We start from the raw sequence: 15,292 nt of genomic DNA, 5'->3' as shown, positions 1-15,292 counted from the left end.
CGATATCCTGGTACACATCCTGCAGCACCGCGATGCGGAGAACGGTAGTGTGCGGGATGCCGGCTTATGCCATGGCAGTATGGGGCTGGCGCATATTTATAGCCGTGTGTACGCGGGGAGCGGTAATGAGCTGTTACGCAGGGGCATGGAGCACTGGCTGCAGCAAACCCTGGCTTTCCGTAACTGGCCCGATGGGCCGGCCGGCTTTAAATGCCATACCATGAGCGGTAAGGTGAACAGCTATAACCTGCTGGAAGGTATTACCGGCATAGGGCTGGCCCTGATAGCCGTTCTGGATCCACAGGCAGCAGCCTGGGACCGCTGTATGCTGTTATCCTGATTAGTTATAAAAATGGGGAACAATTTTGTAGCTTTGAAAACAGCTCACTACAGTATATGGTACGCGTTTTCATTGTCGATGATCATCCCCTCGTTTTAGAGGGGTTACGTTCCCTGCTTGGCTCCGAAAAAGACATTCTACTCACCGGACATGCGCCCAACGGCCAGGCGTGCCTGGACTATTTTACAGAAAATAAGGCAGATGTGATCCTGATGGACATTGGCCTGCCGGATATGAGCGGTATAGACCTGTGCGGCATGATCAAAACAAAATACCCGGAAGTAATGGTGCTGGCCCTCAGCTCTTTTAACGACGGCCACCATGTAAAACAAATGATGGACAAAGGCGCCAGCGGTTATGTGATCAAGAATGCCGATAAGGAAGTGCTGCTGGAAGCCATTAATGAAGTAAACAGAGGTAAAACCTACCTGTGTTTTGAGGCCGGCCATGCCGCCCGCAAAGAAGATAATAGCACCCTTAATAAATTACCTCCTTTAACCCGCCGCGAAAAAGAAGTGCTGCAGCTGATTGCCGAAGGTTATACGAACCCTGAAATAGCCGAAAAATTATTCGTCAGCGCATCTACTGTTGATACCCACCGCAAAAGCTTACTCGCCAAGCTGGATGTGAAGAATACTGCGGTGCTTATCCGCTTTGCGCTGGAGAATAAGCTGGTCAGGTAGGGAATTAATAATGAAGAATTAATAATTAATAATCACGAGGAATGTACTTCACTTGAAAAGCTGGCACTACGTCTATTAATTATTCATTCTTAATTATTAATTAGAAGCGCACCTCCTCCACTTTTAAGGTCAGCCCTTTCTGATCGGTAGCAACATGGCAGGCATAGTCCGGGAAAGCTTTTATTTCATGCAGGTACCATTGGTTCTTTTCCAGGGTAACCATGCTTTTATTGGTTACATCCAGGCTGGAGAGCGCGGTATTAAGGCCGCTGCCATCTGCTTTCAGAATAGCTTCCTTGCAGGTCCAGTGGGCATAGAACGCATTTAATGGATTGGGGGCATTATTAATGGCAGCCCATTCGGTATCCGTAAACTGGCCTTTAAAATCCTGGATGTTAATGGGACGGATAGCCTCTACGTCAATGCCTATACGCCCATGCGGGCTTACCACACAGGCTACCATGCGGCCGGCATGTGAAATATTGAAATCCATATTATCTTCCAGAAAAGGACGCCCAAACCCGGTATACCGCAGCATATGCAGGTTGGCGGTACGGCCATGTGCTTTCAGCGCGGCCAGTAACAGGTGTTTGCCCAGCAGGCTGGCATGAGCATCTTCCCAGCGCCTGAACTTTGAGATCTTTGTTTGCAGGTACACCGGTAATTGTTCCACTAAAGCCTGGAAGGTAGTGGTAGGCAGCGGTATAGGATAGTTGGCAAAATAAATGGTTCCCGCCATGTAATAGGATAATTGTACGTTGTAAAAATAATTTAAGCCTGCAAGTTTAGAAAATTCCCGAATAAATTATAATTAATCCTATACCTACATAAATTACCCCATTTTAAAACCGATGGCTATTATTTAAAACCATAGGGTTTTGTTTGACATTTTTATTTTATGCAATTTTCATTTTATAAGCAGATGCCGAAAAGCTTTGAATAGAGTAGGCACATAAAGTAACCAAGTTAAAACCAAAAACTATGAAAAACTTTCCAATGGAAGGCCTCACTGAGCTGTCCCCCAATGAATTAACAACAGTAGAAGGCGGTGGTTTGTTAACCAATGTATTAACCACTGCTGCAGGCCTGTTAGTGAATCTGCCGAACACTGTAGGTAGTGTGAAAAACACCGTGAATGGCTTGCTGGATTTCCTGATCTAACAGCTGCGCTTTAACAATTGTACTATTACAAGCGGCCGCCGAAAAGCTTTGAAAGAGTAGGCATATGTAATTACCTCAAAATATATTAAGCATGACAAATCTTTCAACGGAAGGTTTTACAGCGCTTTCCCAGGATGAGCTGCTGGAAACAGAAGGAGGCGGATTGTTAACTAACCTCGTTATAGGGCTCACTCCGGGCACTATGCAGCTGTTAGGTACCGTTTACAATATAACCAACGTAACCAGCGCATTCCTGAAAACGCTGCTTGGTACTATTGTTTGATCTCTACACTAATTAACGCATTTAGCACAAGGATTTAAGGCGTCCTGCTCCGGTAAACGGACCGGGGCGCTTTCCTGTTCCGGTAATATAGATCTCCTGCCAGCCCTTTACCGGAAAGATCCCAAAAAATACTGTCTTCCCTGCAATCCGCTGTGGTTGTTTGCCCGTAGGTATTTGTTAAGCAGCAGCTTAATGAGAGCAATTATAGTGTCCTATGGTGAAACCGGAAATGCAGAGCGCTGTTATCCCGATTCCTATTAACCAGCATCATTATGGAAGGCAGAAAACTAAGATGCACCCAACAGGTGGCAATCCTGATCAGGCATTTGCGCAGAAAGAAAGAATATTCCCAGGAATACATGGCCGCTCACCTGGATATATCCCAGAACGCATATAGCAAGCTGGAAACCGGGAAGATCCCTATGACCATTGACCGGCTTTGCGAAGTGGCCCGTATCCTGGACATTGCACCCACCGACCTGCTGGCAGAAATAAATGTAAGCTGATCACCACCTGTGATCATTTAACCGTAAAACCGTATCATGCCCCAGTTGTTCCCGATAAGTATTATGCAACACTCCACCTATACCTGGCTGCCCCGGGTAAAGGTGAGAACGCAGATGCTGTATACTACCGTGCTGGCAGCAGTTTTCATTGCATTGATCTCATTACCCTTTATTAAAGTAGATGTGTCGGTAAAAGCCACCGGCCTGGTACGCCCCATTACAGAAAAGCATGAGCTGCGCAACCTGGTGGCCGGCACCATTGCAGCTATACTGGTAACCGACGGGCAAAAATTATTGAAAGGGCAGGAGATCCTGCGCCTGCAGGAAGCTGTAAGCGACAGCAAGCTGCAGCAAAACACCTGGGAGCTGGACCAGCGCGATAAATACATCCATGACCTTACCTTACTTACCTCCGGCCGTGGTGGCGGCCTGCAATCTCCTTTATACCAGCAGCAGTACCAGCGTTATCAATCTACCCTCAATGAGCAGCTGGCCACTGTGAATAAGCTAAAGGCCGATATGGAGATGTACGAAAAGCTGTTTGCTGAAAAAGTAATTGCCAAAAAAGAATATGCCGACCGGCAATATGAATATGTAAAAAGCCAGGCCGCCTACCAGCTGACTATCCAACAGCAGCGCAGCGCCTGGCAGGAGGAGCTGAGCCATTTGCAGGCAGAAAGCAGCCGCCTGCATGCAGATACCCGGCAGCTGCAGCAGGAAAAGGAATGGAACGTGATCAAAGCCCCGGTGAGCGGCACCCTGCAGCAATTCAGCGGAAAGTATGCCGGCGGTTATCTCCAGGCAGGCGAGCTGCTGGGCATTATCTCACCGGATTCTAACCTGGTAGCGGAATGTTATGTAACACCCAAAGATATTGGCTACCTGCAGGCGGGCATGCCCGTGAAATTCCAGGTAGATGCATTTAATTATAATGAATGGGGACTGGTAGAAGGCAGGATCCAATCTATTGACAACGATTTTATACTGGTGAACAACCAGCCCGTGTTCAGAGTGAAATGCAGCTTTGCCGGTACGGAGGTGCATACCCGTAATGGCGTAAAAGGCAACCTGAAAAAAGGGATGACCTTCCAGGCACGTTTCATTCTCACCAAACGCAGCCTGTTCCAGCTACTGTATGATAAAGCCGATGATTGGATGAACCCGGCCCGTAAGACCACTTAACCTTTTAGTATATAACATGATGCTATGACCAATGATGCCAGATTAAAACGGAGTGCCCGGGTAAAACAGCGCGATATCAGTGATTGCGGCGCCGCCTGCCTGGCATCTGTAGCAGCGTACTATCATTTGCAGCTACCGGTGGCCCGCATCCGGCAATATGCCGGTACCGACCGTAAAGGCACCAATGTATTAGGGGTGATAGAAGCTGCGCAAAAGCTGGGCTTCCAGGCCAAAGGTGTAAAAGGGCCGCTGGAAGCGCTGAACAATATACCCAAGCCTGCCATTGCGCATGTGGTGGTGAACGGCCTGCTGCAGCATTTTGTAGTAGTGTACCGGGTAACTGCCAAACAGGTTGTTGTAATGGACCCGATCGACGGCCAGTATCACCACCTTAGCCACGAAGACTTTAAAAAAACATGGACCGGCGTGCTGGTGCTGTTAATGCCGGATGAAGATTTTAAAACAGGTAATGAAAAAATATCGCACTTGCAACGTTTCTGGTACCTGTTGCGCCCTCACCGGTCGGTGTTAACACAGTCGCTGTTTGGCGCAGTGATCTACACCGTGCTGGGACTTTCCACCTCTATTTATGTACAAAAGATCGTGGATAATGTGCTGGTAGAAGGTAACCGTAACCTCCTGAACCTGTTAGGCGTAATAATGCTGGTGATATTGCTGCTGCAATTATTTGTAGGCAATCTTAAAAGCATTTTTGCCGTTAAAACCGGCCAGCAGCTGGATGCACAGCTGATATTAGGCTACTATAAGCATTTATTAAAGCTGCCGCAGCAGTTCTTTGATACTATGCGGGTAGGGGAGATCACCTCCCGTATTGGCGATGCCGTAAAAATTCGTGTATTCATTAACGATGTAGCGTTAACCCTGGTGGTGAATGTTTTTATTGTCGTCTTCTCTTTTGCTTTGATGTTCACTTATTACTGGAAGCTGGCGCTGATCATGCTGGGTATTATCCCGGTGTACCTGCTGATATACCAGGTGAGCAACCGGGTAAATAAAAAGCTGCAGCGCAGGCTGATGGAAGATAATGCGGAGCTGGGCAGCCAGCTGGTGGAATCGCTCAATTCGGTAGCCACTATCAAACGGTTTGGCCTGGAAGAATATGCCAATATGAGAACTGAGCACCGTTTTATACGCCTGCTGAAAACTATTTACCATTCTACCATCAGTAATTTGTATATAGGCAGCGCTGCCACTGTTGTAACCAGCGGTTTTGTGATAGTTCTTTTATGGACCGGTTCCGTGTTTGTGATAAACCGGGAGCTGAGCCCGGGGGAGCTTTTATCTTTTTACGCGCTGGTGGGGTATTTCACCGGGCCGGCTATGGGCCTTATCACCGCTAATAAAAGCATGCAGGATGCGCTTATTGCCGCGGACCGTTTATTTGAGATCATGGACCTGGAGCAGGAGGAAACCGCGCAAAAGGTGGAGCTGCAGCCCGGCATGATCGGGAATATTGTGTTTAACAATGTTACTTTCAGCTATGGCAGCCGGGTGCCGGTGTTCCGGCATTTTAACCTGGAAATACAAAAGGGACGCATTACAGCCATTGTAGGGGAGAGCGGTTCGGGTAAATCTACCCTGATGTCGTTGCTGCAGAATATTTACCCTTTAAAGGAAGGTACTATTGCTATTGGGCATACGGATATCCGCTATATTCAGCATGAAAGCCTGCGCCGCCTGGTAAGTGTAGTACCCCAGCAAATTGACCTGTTTGCAGGCCCTATTACAGCTAATATTGCGGTGGGTGAGTTTGAGCCGGATATGCAGCAGGTATTGCGTATTTCACAGCAGCTGGGCATCCTGGAATTTATAGAAAAACTGCCGGATGGCTTTAATACACTACTGGGTGAACATGGCGTAAACCTTTCCGGTGGCCAGCGTCAGCGTATTGCTATTGCCCGTGCACTGTACCGCCACCCGGAAATACTGATCCTGGATGAAGCCACCTCCTCCCTGGACCCTGTTTCGGATCTTTATGTACAAAATGCTATGCAGGAGTTGAGGGATGCCGGTAAAACAGTGATCGTGATCGCCCACCGGTTAAGCACCGTGGTAAATGCCGATCAGATCGTAGTGCTGCAGGATGGCGCGCTGGCAGAAGAGGGCACGCATAAGCAGCTGCTGGCCCGTAATACGGTGTATGCAAAGTTATGGAGCCATCACCAGGGTATGCTGCAGGGCTGAAGCGTACTGCCTTTGATGGGAAACTTGCAGTGGTATAGGCAAGGAATTTTATACCCATGTAAGGGAGTACAGGAGCAACTACAAGCAGGCATCCTGTAAAATCAATGAGGCAGCTTTTCCCTTAATAAGCCATATACCCAGGTACCTGCCATGGCGCTCAGGATCATTATTATCACCACAAAAGCGCCGGTACCTATTTGTGCAAACAACGGTCCCGGACAAGCGCCGGTAAGCGCCCAGCCGGCGCCAAAAATAAGCCCGCCAATGACCTGCCCTTTATTGTATTTCTTAGGCGTAAAATCAATTTTTTCCCCGCTGAAAGTTTTAATGCTGAACCTTTTGATGATCCATACAGAAATGGCTGCCACTACTACCGCTGAGCCAATAACCCCGTACATATGAAAGCTTTGTAAGCGGAACATTTCCTGTATGCGGAACCAGGAAATAATTTCTGCCTTTACAAATACAATCCCCAGCAAAATGCCTGCTACAGCGTATTTGAGCAAATGCCACCAGGGCCTGGGAGCTGCGGCGGCTATGCGCTCTAATGAGTGAACTTCAAAATCAGTATTGATTAAATCAGGCATCGTTTACAATTGAAGAATGAAAGGTAAGATCCAGTTGGCGGTTATAAAACCACCTGCCATAAAGCAGCAGGTTGCCACCAGGGAAGGCCCCTGCATATTGGCCAGCCCCATAATGGCATGGCCGGATGTACAGCCGCCTGCGTAACGGGTTCCAAAGCCTACCAGGAAACCGCCAATTACAATAAGAATAAGACCACGTGCTGTTAGCAGGTTAGCAAATGAAAAGAGATCAGCAGGCAGCAAATGGTTATAGTCATGAACGTTATAGCTATTCATTTCCTTCACCAGCGCCGGGTGCACCTGTATGGGTTGTGGATTATGTAATAATATGGATGCCAGCCATGCGCCTGCTATAATGCCTGTTGCAAAAAAGAGGTTCCAGCTTTCCTTTTTCCACTCGTATTGAAAAAAGGGAATTTTAGCCGGCAGGCAGGCCGCACAGAGGTGCCGGAGGTTGGCGGATATTCCAAAGTGCTTATTGCCCAGGAGCAGTAAAACCGGTACTGCCAGACCAATTAAGGGGCCGGCTACATACCAGGGCCAGGGCTGGGAAAGTGTTTGTAACATGCGGTTGGTGATTGATCTGTTAGGAGATGAAAAGTACATCTTTTTCCTTAACGCCGGATTAACCTTCTTTTGAGCATGGTGTGGTTAATATTGTGTGCTAAAAAAAAATTAGGGGAAAGTTCGCATTCCGAGAACTTTTTTTGTATGTTTGTAAAAGGAAACCCATGAAAGTACATCTGATCAAACTTCAGACTATTGAAAAATATGTAGGGAGGCATGCAAGCAGCAGAAGTAGCTTTGAACTCTGGATTGTAACGGTAAAAGGTGCAACCTGGAATATACCGGAAGATATATTGAACACATTTGGCACCGCAGATCTTTTAGGAAATGGCAGCCAGCGGGTGGTATTTAATATTGGGGGGAATCATCACCGCATGATCTGCCAATACGCATTTGGGGCATCGCAGGTACATTTGTTTGTGTGTTGGATAGGTACACATGCAGCCTACACAGAGCTATGCGCCAACAGAAAGCAATACATTATTAGTGATTATTAAAACAGGGGTTATGGAAAAGTTAAAATACAAGGTAATTAAATCTGAAAAGCAGTATGATGAATACTGTGATATGCTGGCAGAGTTAGTAGCCAGCCCCCGTAAAGGCAAAGAGCTATCAGATGAAATAGAGCTGCTTACCCTGCTCATAGAAAAGTGGGATGAATCACACAGCACCTTTAAAGATGCTAACCCTATTGAAATATTGCAGTACTTAATGTCAGAAAATAACCTGAAAGCTACAGAGCTGGCCGCTATGCTGGGTATTGGCAAAAGTCTGGTGTCTGATATGCTGCATTACCGCAGAGGGCTTTCCAAAGAAAATATCCGTAAGCTCGCCGAGCATTTTAAAGTGTCACAGGAGCTGTTTAACCGGCCGTATAAGCTAATATCCCCGTTAAATGCACAGCTGAAAAATGCCAGCGTAATGAATACAACTAAAGAGTTAAAGGTAGTAAGGTAATTACTACTTGGTTTATCCTAATATTTTCTTCACTACCTCCTGCCCGTTCACCAGGGCTGCTTCTACCGTTCCCATAAGCGCACCGTTATACAATCCTTCCCCTGCAAAGAATAATGTGTTCGCCACAGGCGTAGTTAATACAGGCAGTGCTGCTTTGGTATGAATAGTAGGGTATGAATAAGAGCCGCGTGTAAACGGATCATTCGTCCAGTTAATGACCTGCGCGCTAAGCAATAAAGATTGGAGCGCAGCTACCGGCATATTAAAAATATCTGAGAGAGAATTTAATGCCATTTCCAGCACTTCCGCATCTGCCGCCTCTTTGAGCGCTTTGGCAGGCGGGCCGCCCAGCCAACCGGTAAGCAGGGTAGATGTTTCCGGGTACTGCGTCCACCAGGTGGGCACTGTTTGCCGGGAAAACAGGAGGGTCAGATCTTCCACGCTTTTGCCGTTAAAGATCTGCTTTTCCCAGAAAGCTTCCCGGAACTGCAGCAGTATCTTAATAATGCCGCCCATTCCCATTTGCTGTGCCGCTTCATACTGTGCTGGTAAGGGCGGAAAATATTGCAGGCTGCCTAATTCTGTGGGCGCTGCCTGTAACACACTAAGTGGTACTGTGATCAATACCTGCTGAGCGGTGTAATGTTGCTCATTTGTAGTAATGACCTCAACCTTTCCCGGTTGCCAGTGAATATGCTTTACAATAGATGAGAGCTGAATGGCGCCGCCACCCTTTGTAATTGCTGCTGCCAGAAAAGCGGTGAGGCGGTCGTAGCCACCGTTGATGCGGTATTGAGTGGCTTCATGCTCTGATACCCATTCCTCGCGCATGGCCAGGGTACTGGCATCCGCCGGATCAGCGGTGTCATAGCCGGAGGCATAGCGTATAACAGTATCTCTCAGCTCATGGTATTCATCATCTGCAAAATGAAGCTCCAGGAAATCCTGCAGCGGCAGGTCTTCTTGCTGCTTTTTCAGTGCGGCTACAAAAAGCGGCCAGTGCGGTATTTCCAGCTCTTCTACAGGTATCAGCTGCCCATTGAATGATTGCAGCATGGTGCCTTCAATGGCATGATAGGGTATGTTTGCTTCTTTCAATAATGCCAGCGTCAGGGGCACATCCCCATGAATAAATTCAGCGCCTGTATGCTGATGGATACGCCCGCCAATATGATCGCGGGCTTCCAGCACCTGTACTTTCTTCCCGGCTTTTACCAGCTCCCTGGCTGCCATTAAGCCTGCTGCGCCGGCGCCTATAATAATTACGTCTGTTTGTGCCATATGTATTAGCCTTCTGATCCTTGCTTTTTCTTAAGATAATATTTCTTCGATTTTTCCATGCTGCCGCAGGTAACCGGGCTGCACCAGCGCCGTTTATTATTCTTGGTGTGGTCCAGGAAGATCCAGCCACATTGCCCGCATTCCTTGATCCGCTGATGATCTTCCAGGGTGAGGATATCATAGGCTGATTTCATCACCACCCATAAAGGCAGGAGCAGGTCGGTAGCATCTTCTTCCCAATCCTGTTCAATATGTGTGCCTTTTATGGTAAAGCGGATATGCGATAAACCAGCGGATAACACGGTGTTAAATTTATGCAGCAGCTCTTCCTGCATTTGCTGTGGCTCCTGTGCCGCAACCGCGGAGAAGAAGTGGTACAACAATTCCCGCACGCGTTTCATTTTTTGCAGGGCTTTATCAGCCGCTTCGGAATTTTTGACGGCATATTGCTGCAGGGCTTTACGGCTTTTGCCGCTAAGGATGTTCACCTTACTACACCATTGCAGCAGGGTGGCATAGCTGTCTAAATACTCATGCAGGTTAATGCCCCGCCAGGAATGAACGGTATTAATAAAATGAAAGCAGAGCGCGCCTCCATCCAGGGGAAGGGTATTGATATTTCTCTCTTTGCTCATAAGATACAGGTGGAAAGGTACATTATTTTTACCAGCAAAAAAGCTTTTGACGGTATTAAATAATTGTATAGATTTACACTGGTAAAACTCGTTTTACTGGTAATGTAAACTGTAGGCATTTAACCCAAACGAACGGATATGAGATCGGAAAACTCACCGCAATGGCTGGTTATCCTGGCTTTCCTTGCTATTTATATTGTATGGGGTACCACTTATATGGCTATTGCTTTTGGATTAAAGGGATTTCCGCCGTTTGTGCTAACGGCTTTCCGGGGAGTAATAGCAGGCAGCATACTGTTAATATGGTGTTTGGCGCGTGGTGAAAAATTACCCGGTGCTGCTACCATAGGCAATGCATCTGTTAGCGGTGTTTTAATGCTGGTAGGCGGTACGGGCCTGGTAACCTGGGCAGAGCAATATGTGAATTCAGGTTATGCTGCTATTATTATGGCTACTGAACCCTTTTTCTTTTTACTGCTGGATAAAAAGGAGTGGGGGAGCTACTTTTCCAATAAATGGGTGCTGGGCGGATTGGTGATCGGCTTCACCGGTATTGTGCTGTTCTTTCATTATACCCAGGCTGCGGCAACTGAAACAAAGGATCCCGGTATGTTACTGACCGGTAACCTGGTGTTGTTGCTGGGCGCCATTCTATGGGTAGTAGGCTCCCTGTACGCTAAATATAAATTGGACCACAGCCATTCCAATACCCTGACAACCGGCCTGCAGCTCATGGCTGCAGGCCTTTTTAGCGGCCTCACCGCATTGTTCACGGGGGAATGGGCTGACTTTAATATTAGTACCGTGTCACTGCCGGCCTGGGGAGGTTTGTTATACCTGATCACTATGGGATCACTGGTAGCTTATTTGGCCTTTACCTGGTTAATCACCATTCGCCCGCCGGCATTGGTAAGTACGCATACCTACGTAAACCCGGTAGTGGCCATTCTGATAGGCTGGGCTTTTGCCAATGAGCACATCTCTTTGCCGCAGATAATAGCGTTGCTGGTGATCTTAGCCGGTGTACTGTTCACCAATGTGCCGAATTACAAATTGGCCAGGGGTTAGAAAAGTGTGGAGGCTGTTTCCGTTATCCCAAAATAGGCTTGCATCACGCTTAATGCCTCTGCCTCCGGAAAATCTTTACAGGTATAAATAATGGAAGACAGGAATTGTTGCTGGCTCCACACGGCTATATAAATGCCGGAATCGATCAGCGGTACAAAAGCATCATAACCCTGGTTGGCTTCTTTGCCTTCCCCGCTGGTAGTGTGAACAATCGGGGCGCCATAGGTGCGCATAGAAAGCCGGGTAGTAAAGTGCTGAAAGAAATGGATCAGCGTTTGTTCATCTACGGGAATGGTAAAATATCCTTCTACTAAAAGTCTTTTGCGGAATATATCAGGGGCTAAGTTTTTCATGGCGGGGCAGTTTTCATAAATATAAAAAGAAAAAGGCAGCGATTGATCATCGCTGCCTTTTCCGTAGAAATAATTTGCACTAGCTACGTTGTCTTAGTGGTTGGTTACCTAATTACTTTTGAGCAGTAGTGTCTTTCTTAATTTTTTCCTTTTTGATGTGTTTTTTACCGGTGGTATCTACTGGTTGAGTAGCAACGGTATCACGGATTACTGCTGTATCGCGACGGATAGTAGCGGTATCTTTTGCAATAGCAACAGTGTCTTTTACAAAAGATGCAGTGTCAGCACGCATTGCTGCGGTATCCTTAACAATAAAGGATGCGGTGTCTTTTGAAAAGAAAGCAGTATCCTTTTTGAATGCGGCTGTGTCTTTAGCAAAAGCGGTGTCTGCTACGAAGTTAGCAGTGTCTTTGAAGAATGCAGTGTCAGGAGCGGCAAAAGCAGCAGTGTCTTTTACAAAAGCTGTGTCCATTTTAAAGTTGGCAGTATCTGCTTTAAAGGCTGCAGTATCTACTGCAAAAGCAGCGGTATCCACTTTAAAATTCGCAGTATCTGCTTTGAAGGCTGCGGTATCTACTGCGAAATTTGCAGTATCTACTTTAAAGTTAGCGGTATCAGCTACAGCTGCAGTGTCCAGCGCAAAAGCAGTATCTACTGCGAAAGCTGCGGTATCTACTTTAAAGTTCGCAGTGTCTGCTTTGAAAGCTGCGGTATCCACTGCGAAATTTGCAGTATCTACTTTAAAGTTTGCTGTATCAGCTACAGCTACGGTGTCGCGGGACATTTTTGCACTAACACCATTCTTTGCGTTTACCTGTGTAAGCATGATTGCTCCTACGCCTGCCATAAGGCCAAATTTCAAGATCTGTGTTTTCATCGTTTTTCAATTTTTATGGTTAACGATCCGGTTTAACTTTTTTGACTGAAACCATTTCGTTTGGTTTCTTGCCATGGAATAAGACAAAAACCCTGCGCAAAATCAGAAAAGAATTGTTAAAACGGCCCAATCCCTTTGAGAATAGGGCATTTCAGCGTTTCAATGTTTTTATGTAACATTTCTTTAACGGATATATTTTGTAGAAGCTACACCCAATCAACATCTTATTCTGTTGACTATGTCCCCACGTTTTTGTTCCGTGCATACCTGCGCGTAGCATGGTTTAGGGCCATTATCTTTGCAGGATGGAACGGCACATACAGCTCACAGATGACGGATCACATACCATTGGCCTCACAGGTACCAATGTTACGTACCACAGCACCCATGGCGCTATACAGGAGAGCGTACATATATATATTAATGCAGGATTGCGGCCCCTGCTGCAACAACATTCACCCTTATATATATTTGAAATGGGCTTTGGCACCGGTTTAAATGCGCTGCTTACCTTACAGGAGGCCATTGCACAACAGCGCCCCGTTTATTATGAGGCAGTAGAATTGTACCCCTTATCTGCCCCGGAAATGCAGGCCTTAAATTATAATGATCTGTTAAAAACAGCTGCCGGCCATGACCTGGAAGCCTTACACAGCGCGGCCTGGGAAGAAGTTGTACCGCTGCATCCACAATTTTCACTGTTAAAGAAAAAGCAATCACTGGCTGCATACCTGGCAGCTGCCACACCGTTATTTCACCTGGTTTATTTTGATGCTTTTGCGCCGGAGATACAGCCGGAACTGTGGAGTGCTGCCATGTTTGAGCAGGTAGCGGCCCGCATGCACCCCGGAGGGGTGCTGGTTACTTATTGTAGTAAAAGTGCGGTACGGAAAGACCTGCAAGCTCTTGGTTTTACCGTGGAGAAACTGGCCGGCCCACCGGGTAAAAGGGAAATTATAAGGGCTGTAAAGGGGTAAGGGGGCATTTGCTTTTGTGCGGACAATTACTATATTTAGGAATAATATTTTACTGTATCGTAGTTTTTCAAGTAATTATTAATACCTATGACAGGGGACAGGGACATCCAACATTTCCGTTTATGGAAAACAGATTAACCCGGCATCCTTGAACAAATTGCCATAAAATGAGATATACCTATTTTATCCCGGTGCTGCTTTGCCTGCAGCAGAGCTTTGCACAAACACCCGCTACCCCTGCCGGCACTGTTGACCAGGTTACTGTTTTCCTGCAGGGGGCACAGGTTACCCGCAGCATGCAGTACAGCGTTACACCAGGTAATAACAAGATTGTTTTCAGCGGCATTTCCCCGGATGTGGATCAGAAAAGCATACAGGCCAAGCTGCCGCCCAATACCATGTTATTATCCGTATCGCATCAGCCCAATTTTATTAAGGAACAATCGCAGCGGGAAGAGATTGATCAGCTGGAAAAACAGCGTCAAAACCTGCAGGACAAGCTGGACCGTGAAAAAAATAACCTGCAGGTATACACGCAGGAAGAAAGCATTCTTACCAAGAACCAGGATATTGGCGGCACTAATAATGTTTTAAAAGCCACAGAATTAAAAGATATACTGGACCTGCAACGGCAGCGCCTGACAGAGGTGCTGGATAAGCAGCTTGGTATTAAACAACAGATCCGCACGCTGGAAAAGGACCTGCTGCAAACAACCAATCAATTGCAGGGCCTGCGCCAGCTGAAAGAAACGCCTACCAGCGATATTGTATTGGATGTACTGGCTAAAAGCGCCACCACCGGCAAATTCACCGTTAGCTACCTGGTAAAGAATGCAGGCTGGCTGCCGGCTTACGATATACGGGTAAAAGATATTACCCATCCGCTGGATATTACTTTTAAAGCCAAAGTATTTCAGCAGTGCGGTGAAGTGTGGAAAAAAGTAAAGCTGCAATTAAGTACGGGAAACCCCGACGAAAGCAGCGTACGGCCGGTGTTACGCCCCTGGTACCTACACAGTTACAGCAGCTATGATGAGCTGAGCCGTAGCCGCCAGGCGCAGCAAATGCTCAGCAATGGGGAAATAAGTGGCCGGGTTACAGATGATAACGGCATGCCGCTGGCGGGCTGCAACGTGCAGATCAAAGGCAAAACATTGGGTACTGTAACGGATGATAAGGGTAATTTTCAGCTGCAAACATCCGGCGGAGAACAAACCCTGGTGTTTTCCTACATAGGTTTCAATAAAAAAGAAGTGCCGGCAGATGGCGGTTTTATGCGCATCAGTATGCAGCCGGACAACAGGAGACTGGAGGAAGTGGTGGTAGTAGGCTATGGCGCGGAGAAAGCATTAGAGGGCCGTGTAGCCGGTGTGGCTGTGGGGAACAGAAAAGCTAAGCGCATAGGATCATCCAGCATAGTTGAGGATGTTACGGAGCAATATGTAGCTACTACTTTTTATTATGATATACCGGTGCCTTACACTATTGAGCCGGATGGAAAGCCTTATACCGTGGGGGTAAAAGAGGTAGAGGTACCGGCCAGCTATGAATATTATGCAGTGCCCAAGCTGGACAAAGCAGCCTACCTGGTAGCCGGTATTACGGACTGGGAATCCCTGAACCTGCTGGA

General features: G+C 47.1%; 19 protein-coding genes. 12 read left to right on the top strand and 7 right to left on the bottom strand.

Annotated features, from left to right (window positions below; genetic code table 11):
- Nucleotides 1–340: lanthionine synthetase LanC family protein (locus VIM87_RS22500; protein WP_331999183.1), on the top strand; the 340-nt coding region annotated here is incomplete at its 5' end.
- Between the two features lie 56 nt (nucleotides 341–396).
- Nucleotides 397–1,023, top strand: coding sequence for a response regulator transcription factor (locus VIM87_RS22495; RefSeq protein WP_331999182.1), 627 nt, complete (start codon nucleotides 397–399; stop codon nucleotides 1,021–1,023).
- A 100-nt stretch (nucleotides 1,024–1,123) separates the two neighbouring features.
- Here VIM87_RS22495 and VIM87_RS22490 read toward each other — a convergent pair whose 3' ends face one another.
- A complete protein-coding gene (locus VIM87_RS22490) occupies nucleotides 1,124–1,762 on the bottom strand; it encodes a 4'-phosphopantetheinyl transferase family protein (RefSeq protein WP_331999181.1) in 639 nt (212 codons plus the stop codon).
- 242 nt (nucleotides 1,763–2,004) lie between these two features.
- On the opposite strand from VIM87_RS22490, the gene VIM87_RS22485 reads away from it, so the two are divergent.
- The 5 genes from VIM87_RS22485 to VIM87_RS22465 all read left to right on the top strand — a co-directional run bounded on the left by VIM87_RS22485 (nucleotide 2,005) and on the right by VIM87_RS22465 (nucleotide 6,360).
- On the top strand, nucleotides 2,005–2,184 hold the full coding sequence (locus VIM87_RS22485; protein ID WP_331999180.1) for a hypothetical protein: 180 nt from the start codon (nucleotides 2,005–2,007) through the stop codon (nucleotides 2,182–2,184).
- Nucleotides 2,185–2,275: 91 nt separating this feature from the next.
- Nucleotides 2,276–2,467, top strand: coding sequence for a hypothetical protein (locus VIM87_RS22480; RefSeq protein ID WP_331999179.1), 192 nt, complete (start codon nucleotides 2,276–2,278; stop codon nucleotides 2,465–2,467).
- 272 nt (nucleotides 2,468–2,739) lie between these two features.
- Nucleotides 2,740–2,973 (top strand): helix-turn-helix transcriptional regulator, encoded by a 234-nt coding sequence (locus VIM87_RS22475; protein WP_331999178.1) that lies wholly within the window; start codon nucleotides 2,740–2,742, stop codon nucleotides 2,971–2,973.
- Nucleotides 2,974–3,009: 36 nt separating this feature from the next.
- Nucleotides 3,010–4,155, top strand: coding sequence for an HlyD family secretion protein (locus VIM87_RS22470; RefSeq protein ID WP_331999177.1), 1,146 nt, complete (start codon nucleotides 3,010–3,012; stop codon nucleotides 4,153–4,155).
- Nucleotides 4,156–4,179: 24 nt separating this feature from the next.
- A complete protein-coding gene (locus VIM87_RS22465; protein WP_331999176.1) occupies nucleotides 4,180–6,360 on the top strand; it encodes a peptidase domain-containing ABC transporter in 2,181 nt (726 codons plus the stop codon).
- A 101-nt stretch (nucleotides 6,361–6,461) separates the two neighbouring features.
- Here VIM87_RS22465 and VIM87_RS22460 read toward each other — a convergent pair whose 3' ends face one another.
- Nucleotides 6,462–6,947 carry a DUF6691 family protein gene (locus VIM87_RS22460; protein ID WP_331999175.1) on the bottom strand — a complete coding sequence of 162 codons (486 nt, stop codon included), beginning with the start codon at nucleotides 6,945–6,947 and terminating at the stop codon, nucleotides 6,462–6,464.
- 3 nt (nucleotides 6,948–6,950) lie between these two features.
- A complete protein-coding gene (locus VIM87_RS22455) occupies nucleotides 6,951–7,514 on the bottom strand; it encodes a YeeE/YedE family protein (RefSeq protein WP_414649661.1) in 564 nt (187 codons plus the stop codon).
- Nucleotides 7,515–7,678: 164 nt separating this feature from the next.
- On the opposite strand from VIM87_RS22455, the gene VIM87_RS22450 reads away from it, so the two are divergent.
- A complete protein-coding gene (locus VIM87_RS22450; RefSeq protein WP_331999173.1) occupies nucleotides 7,679–8,011 on the top strand; it encodes a type II toxin-antitoxin system HigB family toxin in 333 nt (110 codons plus the stop codon).
- Nucleotides 8,012–8,021: 10 nt separating this feature from the next.
- Nucleotides 8,022–8,471: a helix-turn-helix domain-containing protein gene (locus tag VIM87_RS22445; protein ID WP_331999172.1), complete on the top strand. Its 450-nt coding sequence runs from the start codon at nucleotides 8,022–8,024 to the stop codon at nucleotides 8,469–8,471.
- Between the two features lie 12 nt (nucleotides 8,472–8,483).
- Here VIM87_RS22445 and VIM87_RS22440 read toward each other — a convergent pair whose 3' ends face one another.
- Nucleotides 8,484–9,752 carry an NAD(P)/FAD-dependent oxidoreductase gene (locus VIM87_RS22440; protein ID WP_331999171.1) on the bottom strand — a complete coding sequence of 423 codons (1,269 nt, stop codon included), beginning with the start codon at nucleotides 9,750–9,752 and terminating at the stop codon, nucleotides 8,484–8,486.
- Between the two features lie 5 nt (nucleotides 9,753–9,757).
- Nucleotides 9,758–10,387 carry a CGNR zinc finger domain-containing protein gene (locus tag VIM87_RS22435; RefSeq protein ID WP_331999170.1) on the bottom strand — a complete coding sequence of 210 codons (630 nt, stop codon included), beginning with the start codon at nucleotides 10,385–10,387 and terminating at the stop codon, nucleotides 9,758–9,760.
- Between the two features lie 138 nt (nucleotides 10,388–10,525).
- Between VIM87_RS22435 and VIM87_RS22430 the strand changes: the two genes are divergently transcribed.
- Nucleotides 10,526–11,455: an EamA family transporter gene (locus VIM87_RS22430; protein WP_331999169.1), complete on the top strand. Its 930-nt coding sequence runs from the start codon at nucleotides 10,526–10,528 to the stop codon at nucleotides 11,453–11,455.
- Here VIM87_RS22430 and VIM87_RS22425 read toward each other — a convergent pair.
- Both VIM87_RS22425 and VIM87_RS22420 read right to left on the bottom strand, forming a co-directional pair.
- The gene (locus tag VIM87_RS22425; RefSeq protein ID WP_331999168.1) at nucleotides 11,452–11,808 is read right to left on the bottom strand and encodes a hypothetical protein; all 357 of its coding nucleotides are present in this window, start codon (nucleotides 11,806–11,808) and stop codon (nucleotides 11,452–11,454) included. The genes VIM87_RS22430 and VIM87_RS22425 overlap by 4 nt on opposite strands.
- Before the next feature lie 112 nt (nucleotides 11,809–11,920).
- Complete coding sequence (locus VIM87_RS22420; protein ID WP_331999167.1) at nucleotides 11,921–12,685, bottom strand: hypothetical protein; 765 nt, start codon at nucleotides 12,683–12,685, stop codon at nucleotides 11,921–11,923.
- 305 nt (nucleotides 12,686–12,990) lie between these two features.
- On the opposite strand from VIM87_RS22420, the gene mnmD reads away from it, so the two are divergent.
- Together mnmD and VIM87_RS22410 are read left to right on the top strand one after the other, a co-directional pair.
- Complete coding sequence (gene mnmD, locus VIM87_RS22415; RefSeq protein WP_331999166.1) at nucleotides 12,991–13,662, top strand: tRNA (5-methylaminomethyl-2-thiouridine)(34)-methyltransferase MnmD; 672 nt, start codon at nucleotides 12,991–12,993, stop codon at nucleotides 13,660–13,662.
- Between the two features lie 167 nt (nucleotides 13,663–13,829).
- The coding region (locus VIM87_RS22410; RefSeq protein WP_331999165.1) for a mucoidy inhibitor MuiA family protein at nucleotides 13,830–15,292 on the top strand (1,463 nt) is incomplete at its 3' end.

It is taken from the genome of Chitinophaga sp. (assembly GCF_036569125.1).
In the GTDB taxonomy this organism is placed as follows: domain Bacteria; phylum Bacteroidota; class Bacteroidia; order Chitinophagales; family Chitinophagaceae; genus Chitinophaga.
Note: the sequence above shows the minus strand (reverse complement) of the source record. Positions and strands in the feature narration are given on the sequence as shown.

Bases quoted from the DNA above. Each gene is read 5' to 3' on its own strand.
- VIM87_RS22470 (WP_331999177.1), top strand. From the start codon at position 3,010: ATGCCCCAGTTGTTCCCGATAAGTATTATGCAACACTCCACCTATACC.
- VIM87_RS22495 (WP_331999182.1), top strand. From the start codon at position 397: ATGGTACGCGTTTTCATTGTCGATGATCATCCCCTCGTTTTAGAGGGG.
- VIM87_RS22455 (WP_414649661.1), bottom strand. From the start codon at position 7,514: ATGTTACAAACACTTTCCCAGCCCTGGCCCTGGTATGTAGCCGGCCCC.
- VIM87_RS22480 (WP_331999179.1), top strand. From the start codon at position 2,276: ATGACAAATCTTTCAACGGAAGGTTTTACAGCGCTTTCCCAGGATGAG.
- VIM87_RS22450 (WP_331999173.1), top strand. From the start codon at position 7,679: ATGAAAGTACATCTGATCAAACTTCAGACTATTGAAAAATATGTAGGG.
- VIM87_RS22435 (WP_331999170.1), bottom strand. From the start codon at position 10,387: ATGAGCAAAGAGAGAAATATCAATACCCTTCCCCTGGATGGAGGCGCG.
- VIM87_RS22420 (WP_331999167.1), bottom strand. From the start codon at position 12,685: ATGAAAACACAGATCTTGAAATTTGGCCTTATGGCAGGCGTAGGAGCA.
- VIM87_RS22485 (WP_331999180.1), top strand. From the start codon at position 2,005: ATGAAAAACTTTCCAATGGAAGGCCTCACTGAGCTGTCCCCCAATGAA.
- VIM87_RS22490 (WP_331999181.1), bottom strand. From the start codon at position 1,762: ATGGCGGGAACCATTTATTTTGCCAACTATCCTATACCGCTGCCTACC.
- VIM87_RS22440 (WP_331999171.1), bottom strand. From the start codon at position 9,752: ATGGCACAAACAGACGTAATTATTATAGGCGCCGGCGCAGCAGGCTTA.
- VIM87_RS22475 (WP_331999178.1), top strand. From the start codon at position 2,740: ATGGAAGGCAGAAAACTAAGATGCACCCAACAGGTGGCAATCCTGATC.
- VIM87_RS22465 (WP_331999176.1), top strand. From the start codon at position 4,180: ATGACCAATGATGCCAGATTAAAACGGAGTGCCCGGGTAAAACAGCGC.
- VIM87_RS22430 (WP_331999169.1), top strand. From the start codon at position 10,526: ATGAGATCGGAAAACTCACCGCAATGGCTGGTTATCCTGGCTTTCCTT.
- mnmD (WP_331999166.1), top strand. From the start codon at position 12,991: ATGGAACGGCACATACAGCTCACAGATGACGGATCACATACCATTGGC.
- VIM87_RS22425 (WP_331999168.1), bottom strand. From the start codon at position 11,808: ATGAAAAACTTAGCCCCTGATATATTCCGCAAAAGACTTTTAGTAGAA.
- VIM87_RS22460 (WP_331999175.1), bottom strand. From the start codon at position 6,947: ATGCCTGATTTAATCAATACTGATTTTGAAGTTCACTCATTAGAGCGC.
- VIM87_RS22445 (WP_331999172.1), top strand. From the start codon at position 8,022: ATGGAAAAGTTAAAATACAAGGTAATTAAATCTGAAAAGCAGTATGAT.